Genomic DNA, 14728 nt, shown 5'->3' with positions numbered 1-14728 from the left:
TTCGTGAAGCCCGGCTCCATCTGCACCGGCTCGACGACGCACCGGAAGGAGGCCTCCCGTGATCCAGGCGATCGATCGCGCGGCGAAGGTCCTCGAACTGCTCCAGGGAGCACGCCACCTCGGCATCACCGACCTCGCCGCGGCCCTCAGCCTGCCGCCGTCGACCGTGCACGGGATCGTGAAGTCGCTGCGTTCGCACGGACTCGTCGCGAAGGAGCGGGGTGGTCAGCGCTACATGCTCGGTCCGACCCTGCTGCGCCTGAGCAACGTCTATCTCGACACCCTCGACGTGCGAGCGCGGGCGATGCGATGGACGCAGGAGCTCGCGCGCCGCACCGACCTCTCGGTGCGCCTGGGCGCCCCGCACTTCACCGACGTGCTCGTGATCCACCACAATCTGCGCCCGGATGACAGTCAGCAGATGCTCGAGACCGGGGTCGCCATCCCCGCCCACGCCTCGGCGATGGGCAAGGTGCTCCTCGCCTACGATCAGGGATTCCAGCAGAGCGTCTTCGAACAGCCGCTGCGCAGCCTCACCGGCGACACGGTGACCGACCTCGCTCGCCTCACCCTGGAGCTGCCGGCCATCGCCGAACGCGGCATGGCCGGGGAGTTCGACGAAGCGGTGCTCGGCGAGTCGTCGATCGCGGCCCCCGTCGCCGATGCCTCGAACGCCATCGTCGCCGCCGTCGCCGTGGTGCTGCCGACCTCGCAGACGCCCGCCTCGGATGCGATCCTCAACGCCCTGCGCGAGACGGCCCGCAACATCTCGCGCGAGCTCGGCGCCACCACGTGGCCGCCGCGCGTCGCCCCGGCCGATGACTGAGAGCCTCTCACCTCGACCCGGCGAGGTGGATCGCGCTCAACCGCGCAGCGCCAGGGCGAACGGCAGCACCTGGGACGCCCCGGCCTGACGGAGCACACGGGCAGCGACCGTCATCGTCCACCGGCTGTCGACCAGATCGTCGACGAGCAGCACAGGACCAGAGGGCACGTCGAGGTGCTGAGCGCTGAAGCGGTCCCAGAGCCCGGCGAGGCGGAAGACGCTGTTCCCGCCCGGCCCTCCGGTGGGCCCACCCGCGACGGGGTCGAGCGCGCCGAGATACGGCAGGCGGCCGACGTCGGCGAGCCCTCGGGCGAGCGCGTCGACCAGCAGCGGATGCGAACGCGAGGGCATGGCGACGACGGCGACGGGTCGCGCCTCCCACCCCCATCCGGCGAGAACCCGGATGCAGGCCTGGAGCAGCTGGGGCGTCACCGCGGCGTCGGGCGCACCGGCGGCGAAGATCTCGCGCAGTGCCCCTCCCCAGCCCAGGTCGGTGAGACGCGCGAGCGCCCGCCCCTCCCCCGCCTGCTCGTCGGCAGGGATGCGTCCCTTGACCGGCACCTCGAGCCGATCGGCACCGGTCGGCCATGCGCGCCGAGGCTCGATCGGGATGCCGACGCGGTCGAGCGACTCCGCCGCCTGCGTGCTCGCGGACTCGCCGATCTCGCGCGGGAACCACCCGCCCGCGCAGTTGTCGCACCTCCCGCAGGGCGCCGCCGTGTCGTCGTCGAGCGACCGCTGCAGGAACTCCATGCGGCATCCGTCGGTCTGCTCGTACTCGATCATGTGCTGCTGCTCGGCGAGGCGCTCGGCGGCGATGCGCTCGTAGCGTTCGGCGTCGTAGGTCCACGGCTCACCGGTCGCGACCCATCCTCCCTGCACGCGCCGGACCGCACCGTCGACGTCGAGCACCTTCAGCAGCAGCTCCAGCGGCGTGCGGCGGATGTCGACCATCGCCTCGAGCGCCGGCGTCGAGATCGGCGCATCGCCGAGCGCGTCGATCACTCGCTCCGCGCGTTCCCGATCCGGCATCGAGGCCGTCGCGAAGTAGTGCCAGATGTCGCGGTCTTCGACCCCCGGCAGCAGCAGCACGTCGGCGCTCTCGCTGGCACGGCCGGCACGACCCACCTGCTGGTAGTACGCCACGGGAGACGACGGCGCTCCGAGGTGCAGCACGAATCCCAGATCGGGTTTGTCGAAGCCCATGCCCAGCGCGCTCGTGGCGACCAGAGCCTTGACCTCGTTGCGCTTGAGCATGCCCTCGGACTCGGCGCGCTCCTCGGTGTCGGTCTGCCCGGTGTAGGCCCGCACGTCGTGCCCGTGATCGCGCAGCAGGCGGGCGGTGTCGACGGCAGCCGCGACGGTCAGCGTGTAGATGATGCCGGAACCGGGAAGGTCGTCGAGGTGGCTCAGCAGCCACGCGAGGCGGCTCGCCGAATCGCGCAGGCGCAGCACGCCGAGGCGCAGCGAGGTGCGCGCGAGCGGTCCGCGGATCGTGAGCACCGGCTCTGCTCCGGAATCGCCGCGCAGATCGCCACCCGCCTGGAGGCTGCCGAGCTGCTCCGCCACATCCGCCACGACCCGGCTGTTCGCCGTCGCGGTGGTCGCCAGCACCGGCACATCGGCGGGCATCTGGGCGATCAGGTCGCGCAGCCGCCGGTAGTCGGGGCGGAAATCGTGGCCCCAGTCGCTGATGCAGTGCGCCTCGTCGACGACGAGCATCCCGATGCGGCGCACGAGCGCCGGCAGCTGCTGCTCGCGGAAGGCCGGGTTGTTGAGCCTCTCCGGCGAGACCAGCAGGACGTCGACCTCGTCGCGGTCGAGCTGCCCGAGCACGTCGGTCCACTCGTGCGCATTGGTGGAGTTGATCGCGACCGCACGCACCCCTGCACGCTCGGCGGCCGCGATCTGGTCGCGCATGAGCGCCAGCAGCGGCGACACGAGCACGGTGGGCCCCGCCCCCTGACGCCGCAGCAGCAGCGTCGCGACGAAATAGACCGCCGACTTGCCCCAGCCGGTGCGCTGCACCACCAGCGCGCGGCGGCGCCCTTCGACGAGCGCCTCGATCGCCTCGTACTGGCCGTCGTGGAAGTCGGCGTCTGAGCGGCCGACGAGCTCGCGCAGCGCCGCGCGGGCGGCCTCGCGAGTGTCGGTAGAGGCTGCGGAGGTCATGTTCCCACTCTGCCCCACCCCGCCGACACCCCGTTGGCGGCATCCCCAGGTTCGCCGGCCCCTGGGCGCGTCCGTTCGTCTAGCGTGAGGACATGATCACACGTGAGCTCGCCGTCGCCCTGCGAGACCGCGGACTCGTCTGGCACCCCGCGGAGGGCGATCGGTTCCAGCTCGACCTGCCGGACGATGTGGAACTCGAGGCGGAGGCCGAGGTCTTCACCGTCAGCGAGATGACGATCGAGGCCCGACAGACTCCGAGCGGCACCGACCTGGCGTTCAACGGGACCACCGAGTGGGCTCTCGACGCGGTCACGCTCGCGGATGCGGTGTGGCTGCCGAGGGAGGATCAGCTGCGCGACCTGCTCCGGGGCACCTTCCGCGCACTGGTGCGCCTCGACGACACCTTCCGGGTCGACATCGAGATCGGCGGAGATGCGCTCGCATTCGAGCATCCAGACCCCTCCGAGGCCTACGGGCGAGCCCTCCTGGAGCTGATCTCCCGCTCGCAGTGAGAGTCGCGCCTTGAATCCGGCCGTCCTCTGTGTCAGAATTACCTAACGATCGGTCAGTAAAGTTGACCGGATGCCGAGGAGTCGACGATGACCAGTGCCGCAGACCTATCCCTGGTGGGCGAGATCTCCGATGAGGAACGTCTCTTCGACGAGCTCATCGCCAACGAGCAGCGCATCGAGCCGCGCGACTGGATGCCGGAGGCGTATCGCAAGACGCTGGTCCGGCAGATCTCCCAGCACGCGCACTCCGAGATCATCGGCATGCAGCCGGAGGGGAACTGGATCACGCGCGCGCCGAGCCTCAAGCGCAAGGCGATCCTGATGGCGAAGGTGCAGGACGAGGCCGGCCACGGCCTCTACCTCTACTCCGCAGCGCAGACCCTGGGCACCACGCGCGACGAGATGATGGATCAGCTCATCAGCGGCAAGGCGAAGTACTCGTCGATCTTCAACTACCCCACCCCGACCTGGGCGGACATGGGCGCGATCGGCTGGCTCGTCGACGGTGCCGCGATCTGCAACCAGGTGCCGCTGTGCCGGGCGTCGTACGGCCCGTACGGGCGCGCCATGGTGCGGGTCTGCAAAGAGGAGTCGTTCCACCAGCGCCAGGGCTTCGAGATCCTGCTGACCCTCATGCAGGGCAGCGAGGAGCAGCGCGCGATGGCCCAGGATGCGGTGAACCGCTGGTACTGGCCGAGCCTCGCGATGTTCGGGCCGCCCGATGGCCAGTCCCCCAACTCGGCGCAGTCGATGAAGTGGAAGATCAAGCGGTTCTCGAACGACGAGCTGCGTCAGCGGTTCGTCGGCATGCTCGTGCCCCAGGCCGAGATCCTCGGCGTGACCCTGCCCGACCCCGACCTGCGCTTCGACGAGGAGACGGGCCAGTACGTGATCGGCGAGATCGACTGGGACGAGTTCTTCGAGGTGGTGCGCGGCAACGGACCGTGCAATGCCGAGCGTCTCGAACGGCGCCGCACCGCGCACGAAGAGGGCGCCTGGGTGCGCGAGGCCGCGGCCGAGTACGCGCGCAAGCAGTCCCTCAAGACGAAGGCGGTGGCGTGATGGCGTCGCCGGGAGCGGACGAGCGCGAACCCTGGCCCCTGTGGGAGGTCTTCGTGCGCGCGAACCGGGGCCTCAGCCACGTGCACGTCGGCTCGCTGCACGCGCCGGACGCCGAGATGGCGATCCGCAATGCTCGCGACCTCTACACGCGCCGCGGCGAGGGCGTCTCGATCTGGGTCGCGCCGGCAGACGCGATCACCACGAGCGACCCGGATGCCAAGGGCGCGTACTTCGAGAGCCCCGCCGGCAAGAACTACCGCCACGCCGTGTACTACACGGCCTCCGAGGGAGTGCCGCACCTGTGAGCGCACCGCACCCGACCACCGCGCACGAGGGCACCGACGTCCATGGCGACATCCACGGCGACGTCTCCGTCGACGAAATCAGCCTCTCGCAGGAGCTCTCCGGCACCGGCGCGGTCGCCGCGTCGGCCGACATCGCCGAGTATGCACTGCGCCTCGGCGATGACGCGCTCATCCTGTCCCAGCAGCTGGGCGCCTGGATCTCGCGCGCCCCCGAGCTGGAGGAGGACGTGGCCCTGGGCAACATCGCGCTCGACCTGCTCGGCCACGCACGCTCCTTCCTGCACTATGCCGGCTCGTACGACGGCCGCAGCGAAGACGATCTCGCCTTCTTCCGCGACGAGCCCGAGTTCCGCTGCGCCTGGATCGTGCAGCAGCCCAACGGCGACTTCGCCCAGACCATCGCGCGGCAGTTCGTGGTGGCCACCTACATGTTCGAGCTGTACTCGGCCCTGCGCGCCAGCAGCGACGAGACCTTCGCCGCGATCGCCGAGAAGTCGCTCAAGGAGGTCGACTACCACCGCGATCACGCCGTGCAGTGGATGCTGCGACTCGCCGGCGGCACCGAGGAGTCCCGCACCCGCATCATCCGGGCGATCGGTGACGTCTGGCCGTACGTCGACGAGCTGTTCCGCGACGACGACCTGATCGACCGGCTCGGAGATGCGGCCGCGCGGCCCTCGAGCCTGCGCCCCGCGTTCGACCGCGTGGTCGACACCGTGTTCGCCGAGGCGGACGTGTCGGTTCCCGCCGTCATGTCCTCGTCGGCGGGTGGGCGCGACGGCGCGCACGCGACGCCGCTCGGGCACATCCTGGCCGAGATGCAGGTGCTCGCCCGACGGCATCCGGGGGCGACATGGTGACCCTCACCCCGACGCAGGCCGCCTGGCGGATCGCCGCCTCCGTCCCCGACCCCGAGGTGCCCGTCCTCACGATCGAGGACCTCGGCGTTCTCCGTGCGGTCGAGGTCGACGGCACCAGCGTCCACGTCGACATCACCCCGACCTACAGCGGTTGTCCCGCGATGGACACGATCCGCGACGACGTGATCCTCGCCCTCACCGCCGCCGGCTTCGACGAGGTCGAGGTGCGCCTTGTCCTCTCCCCCGCCTGGACCACGGACTGGATGACGGAGGCCGGCAAGACCAAGCTCGCGGCCTACGGCATCGCGCCGCCCTCCGGCCGGGCTGCCGTCTCGACCGGCCCCATCCGCCTCTCGCTGAGCGTGCGCTGCCCTCGTTGCGGGTCGCTCGACACCCGCGAGGTCTCCCACTTCGGCTCGACCTCGTGCAAGGCGCTGTTCGAGTGCCGCGCCTGCCTCGAGCCCTTCGATCACTTCAAGGTGCACTGACATGTCGCTCTTCACCTCCGCGCCGGCTTCCCTCCCGCGTGCGACGACGCCGCGCGCGGCCGCTCCGCGCACGCGCGCCCGCTTCCACACCCTCACCGTCGAAGACGTGCGCCCACTCACCGACGACGCGGTCGAGGTGACATTCACCGTGCCCGCCGCACTCGCCGACGAGTACGACCATCTTCCCGGCCAGTACGTCGCGCTGCGCACCACCCTCGACGGCGTCGAGGTGCGGCGCTCCTACTCGCTGTGCCGTGCGCCGGAGCACCGCGACGACGGACAGGACACCCGGTTGAGCGTCGCCGTGAAGCGCGACGAAGGCGGACTCTTCTCGACCTGGGCGCAGACCGGCCTGCACGCCGGATTCGAGATCGACGTGATGAGCCCGCAGGGCACGTTCACCTCGGCGCTCGACGACCTCGACGACCGCCACGTGGTGGGCATCGCCGCCGGCTCCGGCATCACGCCGCTGATGGCGCTCGCCCACACGGTGCTGACGCGGTCCGAGACGTCGCGGTTCACACTGCTGTACACGAACAGGACCACGCTCGACGTGATGTTCCTCGAAGACCTCGCCGACCTCAAGGACCGCTACCCGACCCGACTCGTGCTGCACCATGTGCTCTCCCGCGAGCAGCGCGCGGCTCCGGTGCTCTCCGGGCGGATCGACGAGGAGAAGCTGCGCACGATCCTCGGCACGCTGATCCCGCCGTCGAGCGTCGACGAGTGGTTCCTGTGTGGACCGCTCGCCCTGGTCGACCTCTGCCGCGAGGTGCTGGCCAACGTCGGGGTCGAGCGCTCGCACATCCGCTTCGAACTGTTCACCACCGGCGACGAACCGGCTCGCGCGGCCCGACCCGTGCAGGTGCGCGTCGGCGAGAAGACCGTGCGCATCGAGGTCACGCTCGACGGCGTCTCCTCGACCGTGGAGAGCCCGGTCGACGCGCACGAGTCGGTGCTCAACGCGGCACTGCGCGTGCGGCCCGATGCGCCGTTCGCGTGTGCGGGCGGTGTCTGCGGCACCTGCCGTGCCCGTGTGATCGAGGGCAGCGTGACCATGACCGAGAACTACGCCCTGGAGCCCGACGAGCTCGAACGCGGATTCGTGCTCACCTGCCAGTCCCATCCGACCAGCGACCGCGTGGTCGTGGACTACGACGTCTGACCCGGAGGCCCCCATGATCGACCTCGCCATCGCCGACGACGTCGCGACGATCGTCCTGAACGCGCCGTCGAAGCTGAACGCGCTCGACGAGAGGGCCCTGGCGGATCTGGATGCCGCCTACGAGGCCGCGGAGAGCGCCGGTGTGCGCGTGCTCGTGCTCCGCGGCGAAGGGCGCGCGTTCTGCGCCGGGCGGGACATCTCGGGGGTCGATCCTCGGGACGACGATGTGCTCGGCTATCTCGGCGGCCTCGTCACCCCGCTGCTGCAGCGCATGGCGCGCTTCCCCGCACCGACGTTCGCCGTCGCGCACGGCGCCTGCCTCGGGGTCGGACTCGGGCTGCTCATCGCGACGGACGTCGTGTACGTCGCGGAGTCGGCCAAGATCGGGTCCCCGTTCGCCGCACTCGGCGCGACCCTCGACTCAGGTGGACACGCCCTGTTCCTCGACCGGCTGGGGGCGCACAAGACACTCGACCTGATCTACACGGGACGCCTCATGAGCGGCGCCGAGGCCGTGGCCTCCGGCCTGTTCTCGCGCGTCTTCCCCGATGACGAGGTCGTGCAGGCGACGACCGATGCCGCAGCCACCGCTGCCCGCGGCGCGACGGCGGCGTTCCTCGCGAGCAAGGAGCTCATCGCCTGCATCCGCGACGAGCGGCTCGCGCTGTGGGACGCGGTCGGCATCGAGAACGCCGCACAGGCCGCACTGTGCGACACCGATGACTACCGCGAAGGGTTCGCGGCCTTCCAGGAGAAGCGCACGCCCGTCTTCCGCGGGCGCTGAGCGCGCCGGCACCGGCGCGACACGAATGTCCGACACCGGTGCGAGAATTCCCCCATGATGCTCACAGAGCTCGTCTCCACCGCCGACCGGGTCGGGGCCACCTCGTCGAGGCTCGCGAAGATCGATGCCCTCGCCGATCTGCTCTCGCGCGCAGATCCGACCGAGATCCCCGCCGTCATGGGCCTGCTGCTCGCGGCGCCCCGCCAGGGCAGGCTGGGGGTCGGGTGGCGTGGCATCTCCGCCCTCGACATCACCCACGCCGACAGCCCGACGCTGACCGTCGGCGAGGTCGACCAGGCGTTGGACGCGCTGGCGACGACATCGGGCACCGGCTCCGCGTCGGTGCGCAGTGGGATCCTCGGCGACCTCGCCTCGCGCGCCACGGCCGAGGAGTGGGACTTCCTCGCCCGCGCGATGCTCGGCGAGCTGCGCACCGGCGCCCTCTCGGGCGTGCTCCTCGATGCCATCGCGCGGGCCGCCGACCGCCCTGCGGCCATCGTCCGGCGCGCGGCCATGCTCTCGGGCGACCTCGGCGAGACCGCCCGCATCGCACTCACCGGAGACGAAGGCGACCTCGAGGCGGTGGGCCTGCGGGTCGGGCGCCCGGTTCTGCCCATGCTGGCCGCGACGGCTGCGACGCCCTCTGCCGCGCTGGAGGTCACCGGCCGGGCCTCTGTCGAGTACAAGCTCGACGGCGCCCGCATCCAGGTGCATCGCCACGGCGACGAGGTCGGCGTCTACACGCGGAGCCTGGCCGACATCACGCACCGCGTGCCCGAGATCGTCGAGATCGTGCGCGCTCTCCCGGCGCACGACGTCATCCTCGACGGCGAGACGCTGTCGCTCGACGAAGACGGTGGGCCGCGCCCGTTCCAGGAGACCATGTCGCGGTTCGGTGCCGATGTGTCGCGCGAGCTCGTGCTGCGACCGTGGTTCTTCGACGTGCTGCACGTCGACGGGCGCGACCTGATCGACGAACCGCTCTCCGTCCGTCTGGCCGAGCTCGAACGCGTGGTCGGCGACTGGCGGATGCCGGGCATCGTCACCGACGATGCGGATGCCGCCGAGCAGCTGTCGCGCGATGCTCTCGCCGCCGGACACGAAGGCGTCGTGATCAAGGCCGTGGATGCGCCGTACGCCGCCGGTCGGCGCGGCAAGTCCTGGGTGAAGGTCAAACCGGTGCTGACCTTCGATCTGGTCGTGCTCGGGGCGGAGTGGGGCTCCGGCCGCCGCCGTGGCTGGCTCTCGAACCTCCACCTGGGCGCCCGTGATCCCTCGGGAGAGTTCGGCGACGCCGACGGCTACGTCATGGTCGGAAAGACCTTCAAGGGCCTCACCGACGAGCTCCTGCGGTGGCAGACCGCCGAATTCCCCGAGCATGAGTCGCACCGCACGGCGTCCACCGTGTTCCTGCGCCCCGAACTCGTCGTGGAGATCGCGGTCGACGGCGTGCAGCGCTCACCGCGATATCCCGGGGGCGTCGCCCTGCGATTCGCCCGGGTGAAGGGCTACCGGCAGGACAAGTCGCCGGCCGAGGCCGACACGATCCAGACGCTGCGTTCCCTGCTGCGCGGCTGACCCGCCGGCCTCACGCTGACGGCGCGAGGCCCTGGTCCTCTTCGCGGACCGTCCCGCGGAAGGACCACGGGAAGTCGATCCACAGATCGGTGTCCTTCCACGCGAAGTCGGGCTGGATGATCGTGGAGGGCTTGGTGTAGATCGTGACCGAGCGCACGTCGGCGCCCTTGTCCTTCAGCAGCTGCACGGCGAGCGCGAGTGTGCGCCCCGAGTCGGCGACATCGTCGACGAGCAGCACCCGGCGGCCGTCGAGATAGGCCATGTCGAGCTCGGGAGGCAGAACCTCTGGGGCGTCGAGCACAGTGCCGATCCCGGTGTAGAACTCGACGTTGATAGCCCCGCAGTTCTTGGCGCCGAGTCCGTACGCGATCGCTCCGGCGGGGAGCAGACCGCCACGCGCGATCGCGACGACGACCTCCGGCAGGAAACCGCTGTCGAGGATGTCGCGCGCGAGATCGCGCGTCGCCGCCCCGAAGCCGTCCCAGGTGAGTGTCTCGCGCTCGATCTCTGCATCAGTCATTCCTGCATTCTCCCGCATCCTGCGCTGCTCCCCCGCCGGTAGACTGAGCAGGTCCGGCCCGGCCGGTGCCTGAAAAAGAGGCACGAAGCACTTCGCGAAGACGCGGAGGCGAGACACATACGGATCCCGCAGTTCCTCCGTCCCTGTCTCGAAAGGCTTTCGCATGCCCACCGTCTCCGCGCACGTCGCCCTCACCCTCGCTCAGCACATCGACGCCGTCTTCGGCGTGATGGGCAACGGCAACGCCTATTTCCTCGACGCGATCGAGACGCAGACGGATGCCGTGTTCACCGCTGTGCGCCACGAGCAGGGCGCCGTGGTCGCCGCCGACGCCCACTTCCGCGCGTCCGGTCGCATCGCCGCGGGCACCTCGACGTACGGCGCCGGTTTCACGAACACCCTGACCGCGCTCGCAGAGGCCGTGCAGGCGCACGTGCCGCTCGTGCTCGTGGTCGGTGACGAACCCACATCCGGTCCCCGCCCCTGGGATGTCGACCAGATCGCTCTCGCCTCCGCCGTGGGCGCCCGCACCTATACCGTCGGGCGGGCCGATGCCGCCGCCACCACCGTCATCGCGATCGAGCACGCCCTCACCTACCGGGTACCGGTCGTCCTCGCGATCCCGTATGACGTCGCAGCTCTCGAGGCCGGCGAGGTGCCGGAGGCGCCGTCGCCGCGCATCCCCGCACCTCTCGCCCCGCGCGGTGAATTCGCCGACGCGATGCTCGACGAGATCGCCGCCGCTCTGGCCGGCGCCGAGCGGCCTTTCCTGCTGGCCGGTCGCGGAGCATGGTTGTCCGGAGCGAGCTCCGCACTGGGAGAGCTGGCCGCAGCGACCGGCGCGCTCACGGCTTCCTCGGCGCTCGGCCGCGGGGTCTTCCCCGACACGCGGTACGACCTCGGCGTGACCGGCGGCTTCGGTGCCGACGGTGCGATGGAGCTCGTGCGCTCCGCCGATGTCGCCGTCGTGTTCGGCGCCGCACTGAACCAGTTCACGATGCGTTTCGGTGAGCTGTTCGCGCCGGGCACCCGCGTCTTCCAGATCGACACGGCACCGGCCGCGACGCACGCGCACGTCGGAGGCTTCGTGCGTGCCGACGCCCGGCTCGCCGCAGAGGAGCTCGTGGCCCGGATCGGTACAGCCGGGTCGGCGCACCCCTGGCGTGAGACGGTCGACGTCGCCGCCGCGCGCACGTACGACGCCGGCGACGACCTCGCTCCCGACGGACGGCTCGACCCGCGCTCGGCCGCCCGACGCATCGCCGAGCTGCTGCCGGAAGACCGCGTGGTGGTCTCCGACGGCGGGCACTTCATCGGGTGGGCGAACATGTACTGGCCGGTTGCGGCTCCCGACCGCATGATGATGGTCGGCACGGCGTTCCAGTCGATCGGACAGGGATGGCCGAGCGTCGTGGGCGCGGCCCTGGCACGGCGCGAGTCGACCGTGGTGCTCACCTCCGGTGACGGCGGCGGACTCATGGCGATCGCCGATCTGGAGTCCGCCGTGCGCGCGGCCGGCGGCCGCGGCATGGCCGTGGTCTGGAACGACGCGGCCTACGGAGCCGAGGTGAACCTCTACGGCCTCAAGGGGCTGGCGGAGGGCCCGATGCGCATCCCCGAGGTCGACTTCGCCGCGTTCGGCGCGGCCGTGGGAGCCGAGGGCGTCGTCGTGCGTACGCTCTCCGACCTCGACCGCCTCGCGAGCTGGGCCGAGGAGGACACGGCGACGCGACGCTTCCTGCTGCTCGACCTGCGCATCTCGGGCGATGTCATCGCGCCGTACCAGCAGGAGATCATCCGCGTGAATTCCTGACGCATCCGTCGCCGGCCCTTCACCTGGCAGACTCGGACGATGCCGGGTCTCCATCACGTCGAACTGTGGATCGCCGACCTCGATGAGGTGCGCGCGCAGTGGCGCTGGGTGCTGGGCCGGCTCGGCTTCACGCTCGACGGCGAGTGGCCCGGCGGGGAGTCCTGGATGGCCGGCGACGCCTACCTCACCCTCACGACGTCGCCGAACCTGTCACACGCCGCACATGATCGCCGACGCGCCGGCCTCAACCACCTCGCGTTCCACGGCGGTGCCCGCGACGCGGTCGATGCGATCATGGCCGAGGCGCCCGCCCACGGCTGGCACCCGCTCTACACGGACCGCTACCCGCACGCCGGTGGCGACCGGCACTACGCCGGCTGGCTCGAGAATGCCGCAGGCTTCAAGATCGAGATCGTCGCGGACGTGGTCGTCTAGGCGCCGTAGTCAGGAAGCTCCTGCAGCGTCCAGGAGTTGCCGTCCGGATCGTCGAAGGACACGAACCGCCCCCAGTCGAGGTCCTGCACACCCCGTGCCTCCACGCCGAGGCCCTGCAGATGCGCCAGCGCCTCGTCGGCATCCGGCACCACGACCTGGATCGTGTTCTGCGTGCCCGGTTCGAGGTCGATGCCCAGCCCCGTGCCGAACGCGATCGAGCATGCCGAGCCCGGTGGTGTCATCTGCACGAAGCGCAGTCCCTCGGTCGGCGTCTGATCCCAGTCGGCGGTGAAGCCGATCTTCTCGTAGAACTGCTTCGAGCGGTCCACATCGGTGACCGGCACGAAGATGAGCTCGATCTTCCAGTCCATCACGCACTCCTCCTGTCGGGCGTCGTCGCCCGTCGGCGTCCACCGTACGCGCGGCCGCCGACGTCCCGCCACACCGAAGCGGCGTCAGATCCATCCCTTGTCCTGAGCGATCCGCACGGCCTGCGCCCGGTTCGCCGCCCCTGTCTTCCCGATTGCCGCCGAGAGGTGGTTTCGCACGGTTCCCGCCGACAGGAACACCTCGGAGGCGATCGCGGCGGCGGAGCGCCCGTCCGCGGCGAGACGCAGCACCTCCCGTTCCCGGTCGCTCAACGGGTTCGCGCCGTCGAACAGACTGTCGGCGGCGAGCACCGGATCCAGCACCCGCAGTCCCGACCGCACGCGCCGCACGGCTTCGGCGAGCTCCTCGGCAGGGGTGTCCTTCACGATGAAACCGCTCGCTCCGGCATCCAAGGCGGAGCGCAGGTAGCCGGGGCGCGCGAACGTCGTCACCACGAGCACGCGCGTCCCCGCGCTCGCCTGCCTGATGCGTCGCGTCGCCTCCACGCCGTCCATCCCCGGCATCTGGATGTCCATCAGACACACATCAGGACGAAGCTCTTCCGCGAGTCGCACGGCCTCCGCTCCGTCCGCGGCCATGCCGACCACGGTGAGGTCGGGCTCGAGTTCGAGCAGCGCCCCCAGCGCGCCGCGCACGAGCGCCTGGTCGTCGGCGATCAGCAACCGGATGGTGTCACCGGCCGAGACGCTCACCACGTCACCTGCACGCGCGTGCCCGCGTCTTCCGTCGCGCCGAGCGCGAACGCCGCGCCCGCCGCCGCTGCGCGCTCGCGCATGCCGCGGATGCCGTTGCCTTCGGCCGCACCGATGCCCACCCCGTCGTCCTCCACCACCAGCCGCCCCGGCAGCAGCAGCACCCGCACCGTCTGCGCGCGCGCATGCCTGAGGGTGTTGGTCGTCGCCTCGCGGAGAATCCAGCTCGCGGTGATCGCCTGCACCGGCGACAGGGCGCTCGGCTCCCCCTCGACCTGCATCTCGATGTCGGCCGCGCGGAACGAGTCCCGAGAAGACGCGAGCTGTTCGACGAGCGTCGTCACCCGCGCTCCCGCCACCGTCGAGCGGACCCCGGCGATAGCCTCCGCCGTGAGCCGCTCTATGTCGGCGAGCTCGGCCTTGGCGCGTTCCGGATCGGAGTCCATCAGCCGCCGCACCAGTTGCGCCTTGAGGCCGACGACCGTCAGGGAGTGACCGATCAGATCGTGCACGTCACGGGCCACGGCCTCGCGCCCCTCGCTCGTCGCCAGCTCGAGGCCGAGCCGCTCCGCTTCCGCCGAGCGCAGGATGAGCCAGGTCGACACCGTGTTGACCACTCCGAGAAGCGCCACGATCGCGAGGATCGACAGATAGCTCATCCCCCCGGGAAGTAGGAACACGCACAGCGCCGTGACCACGTCCGCCGCGATGGTCGTGATCCAATGCAACGCACGCGTCAGACCGTACGAGGCGAAGGACATCACGAACGGCAGGAAGCTGAGCGCCGATCCGCCCTCCGCCGGTACCGAGAGCAGTGCGCACAGGATGAGCGCTGCGAACGTGATCCACTGCCGTGTCGACGGCGTACGTCCGAGTCCCCCGCCACCGCGCATGCCGTGCATGAAGCCGGTGACGTACAGCACGATGAACGCGACCAGGGCGACCCAGCCCACGATCACCCAGGCCGGCGGCGCTTCGGATCGCAGGAGCGCGATCACCGGATACACCAGGAAGACGAGCCAGATCACGGCCATCAGCCACCCGAACCGCGCCCACGGGTCCTTCCCCGTGGCGCTGTTCGTCTCGCGCTTCACGTGTGGCGTCATCCGTCCAACCTACTGTCGTC

General features: G+C 70.6%; 16 protein-coding genes. 11 read left to right on the top strand and 5 right to left on the bottom strand.

All coding sequences use genetic code 11. The features are described from left to right. Window positions 1–58 precede the first annotated feature (58 nt). The gene (locus ASD13_RS14655) at window positions 59–826 is read left to right on the top strand and encodes an IclR family transcriptional regulator (RefSeq protein ID WP_017828379.1); all 768 of its coding nucleotides are present in this window, start codon (window positions 59–61) and stop codon (window positions 824–826) included. 36 nt (window positions 827–862) lie between these two features. On the opposite strand, the gene ASD13_RS14650 is transcribed toward ASD13_RS14655, so the two are convergent. Continuing rightward, on the bottom strand, window positions 863–2998 hold the full coding sequence (locus ASD13_RS14650; RefSeq protein ID WP_055870642.1) for a RecQ family ATP-dependent DNA helicase: 2136 nt from the start codon (window positions 2996–2998) through the stop codon (window positions 863–865). A gap of 92 nt (window positions 2999–3090) precedes the next feature. Here ASD13_RS14650 and ASD13_RS14645 point away from each other — a divergent pair, with 92 nt between their 5' ends. From ASD13_RS14645 to ASD13_RS14610, 8 genes are all read left to right on the top strand, one after another. Next, window positions 3091–3510 (top strand): hypothetical protein, encoded by a 420-nt coding sequence (locus ASD13_RS14645; protein ID WP_055870639.1) that lies wholly within the window; start codon window positions 3091–3093, stop codon window positions 3508–3510. Window positions 3511–3597: 87 nt separating this feature from the next. Next, window positions 3598–4572 carry a 1,2-phenylacetyl-CoA epoxidase subunit PaaA gene (paaA, locus tag ASD13_RS14640; protein WP_055870636.1) on the top strand — a complete coding sequence of 325 codons (975 nt, stop codon included), beginning with the start codon at window positions 3598–3600 and terminating at the stop codon, window positions 4570–4572. Beyond that, window positions 4572–4877, top strand: a complete 306-nt coding sequence (gene paaB, locus ASD13_RS14635; protein WP_055870634.1) for a 1,2-phenylacetyl-CoA epoxidase subunit PaaB — start codon at window positions 4572–4574, stop codon at window positions 4875–4877. The genes paaA and paaB overlap by 1 nt, the downstream gene beginning before the upstream one ends. Next, window positions 4874–5737, top strand: coding sequence for a 1,2-phenylacetyl-CoA epoxidase subunit PaaC (gene paaC / locus ASD13_RS14630; RefSeq protein WP_055870631.1), 864 nt, complete (start codon window positions 4874–4876; stop codon window positions 5735–5737). Before paaB ends, paaC begins: the two co-directional genes overlap by 4 nt. Beyond that, on the top strand, window positions 5731–6225 hold the full coding sequence (paaD, locus tag ASD13_RS14625; protein ID WP_017828373.1) for a 1,2-phenylacetyl-CoA epoxidase subunit PaaD: 495 nt from the start codon (window positions 5731–5733) through the stop codon (window positions 6223–6225). Before paaC ends, paaD begins: the two co-directional genes overlap by 7 nt. 1 nt (window position 6226) lies before the next feature. Continuing rightward, window positions 6227–7390, top strand: a complete 1164-nt coding sequence (gene paaE, locus ASD13_RS14620) for a 1,2-phenylacetyl-CoA epoxidase subunit PaaE (protein WP_055870628.1) — start codon at window positions 6227–6229, stop codon at window positions 7388–7390. Between the two features lie 13 nt (window positions 7391–7403). Beyond that, on the top strand, window positions 7404–8174 hold the full coding sequence (locus tag ASD13_RS14615; protein WP_055870625.1) for an enoyl-CoA hydratase/isomerase family protein: 771 nt from the start codon (window positions 7404–7406) through the stop codon (window positions 8172–8174). A 54-nt stretch (window positions 8175–8228) separates the two neighbouring features. Next, window positions 8229–9752, top strand: a complete 1524-nt coding sequence (locus ASD13_RS14610; RefSeq protein WP_055870622.1) for an ATP-dependent DNA ligase — start codon at window positions 8229–8231, stop codon at window positions 9750–9752. Between the two features lie 10 nt (window positions 9753–9762). Here ASD13_RS14610 and ASD13_RS14605 read toward each other — a convergent pair whose 3' ends face one another. Continuing rightward, the gene (locus ASD13_RS14605; RefSeq protein ID WP_017828369.1) at window positions 9763–10272 is read right to left on the bottom strand and encodes a phosphoribosyltransferase; all 510 of its coding nucleotides are present in this window, start codon (window positions 10270–10272) and stop codon (window positions 9763–9765) included. Window positions 10273–10435: 163 nt separating this feature from the next. Between ASD13_RS14605 and ASD13_RS14600 the strand changes: the two genes are divergently transcribed. Both ASD13_RS14600 and ASD13_RS14595 read left to right on the top strand, forming a co-directional pair. Then, on the top strand, window positions 10436–12085 hold the full coding sequence (locus ASD13_RS14600) for a thiamine pyrophosphate-binding protein (RefSeq protein ID WP_055870619.1): 1650 nt from the start codon (window positions 10436–10438) through the stop codon (window positions 12083–12085). Between the two features lie 39 nt (window positions 12086–12124). Beyond that, window positions 12125–12520: a VOC family protein gene (locus ASD13_RS14595; RefSeq protein WP_055870616.1), complete on the top strand. Its 396-nt coding sequence runs from the start codon at window positions 12125–12127 to the stop codon at window positions 12518–12520. Here ASD13_RS14595 and ASD13_RS14590 read toward each other — a convergent pair. From ASD13_RS14590 to ASD13_RS14580, 3 genes are all read right to left on the bottom strand, one after another. Beyond that, window positions 12517–12891: a VOC family protein gene (locus tag ASD13_RS14590; protein ID WP_055870613.1), complete on the bottom strand. Its 375-nt coding sequence runs from the start codon at window positions 12889–12891 to the stop codon at window positions 12517–12519. The two genes, ASD13_RS14595 and ASD13_RS14590, sit on opposite strands and share 4 nt — an antisense overlap. An 84-nt stretch (window positions 12892–12975) precedes the next feature. After that, on the bottom strand, window positions 12976–13605 hold the full coding sequence (locus tag ASD13_RS14585; protein WP_055870611.1) for a response regulator transcription factor: 630 nt from the start codon (window positions 13603–13605) through the stop codon (window positions 12976–12978). Continuing rightward, window positions 13599–14708, bottom strand: a complete 1110-nt coding sequence (locus tag ASD13_RS14580) for a sensor histidine kinase (RefSeq protein ID WP_055870608.1) — start codon at window positions 14706–14708, stop codon at window positions 13599–13601. The genes ASD13_RS14585 and ASD13_RS14580 overlap by 7 nt, the downstream gene beginning before the upstream one ends. Window positions 14709–14728: the final 20 nt, after the last annotated feature.

The sequence above is a fragment of the Microbacterium sp. Root1433D1 genome, assembly GCF_001426835.1.
Classification (GTDB): domain Bacteria; phylum Actinomycetota; class Actinomycetes; order Actinomycetales; family Microbacteriaceae; genus Microbacterium; species Microbacterium maritypicum.
Note: the sequence above shows the minus strand (reverse complement) of the source record. Positions and strands in the feature narration are given on the sequence as shown.

Coding starts and splice junctions, on each gene's coding strand:
- ASD13_RS14650 (WP_055870642.1), bottom strand. CDS start 2,998: ATGACCTCCGCAGCCTCTACCGACACTCGCGAGGCCGCCCGCGCGGCG.
- ASD13_RS14645 (WP_055870639.1), top strand. CDS start 3,091: ATGATCACACGTGAGCTCGCCGTCGCCCTGCGAGACCGCGGACTCGTC.
- paaA (WP_055870636.1), top strand. CDS start 3,598: ATGACCAGTGCCGCAGACCTATCCCTGGTGGGCGAGATCTCCGATGAG.
- paaB (WP_055870634.1), top strand. CDS start 4,572: ATGGCGTCGCCGGGAGCGGACGAGCGCGAACCCTGGCCCCTGTGGGAG.
- paaD (WP_017828373.1), top strand. CDS start 5,731: ATGGTGACCCTCACCCCGACGCAGGCCGCCTGGCGGATCGCCGCCTCC.
- paaE (WP_055870628.1), top strand. CDS start 6,227: ATGTCGCTCTTCACCTCCGCGCCGGCTTCCCTCCCGCGTGCGACGACG.
- ASD13_RS14615 (WP_055870625.1), top strand. CDS start 7,404: ATGATCGACCTCGCCATCGCCGACGACGTCGCGACGATCGTCCTGAAC.
- ASD13_RS14610 (WP_055870622.1), top strand. CDS start 8,229: ATGATGCTCACAGAGCTCGTCTCCACCGCCGACCGGGTCGGGGCCACC.
- ASD13_RS14605 (WP_017828369.1), bottom strand. CDS start 10,272: ATGACTGATGCAGAGATCGAGCGCGAGACACTCACCTGGGACGGCTTC.
- ASD13_RS14600 (WP_055870619.1), top strand. CDS start 10,436: ATGCCCACCGTCTCCGCGCACGTCGCCCTCACCCTCGCTCAGCACATC.
- ASD13_RS14595 (WP_055870616.1), top strand. CDS start 12,125: ATGCCGGGTCTCCATCACGTCGAACTGTGGATCGCCGACCTCGATGAG.
- ASD13_RS14590 (WP_055870613.1), bottom strand. CDS start 12,891: ATGGACTGGAAGATCGAGCTCATCTTCGTGCCGGTCACCGATGTGGAC.
- ASD13_RS14580 (WP_055870608.1), bottom strand. CDS start 14,708: ATGACGCCACACGTGAAGCGCGAGACGAACAGCGCCACGGGGAAGGAC.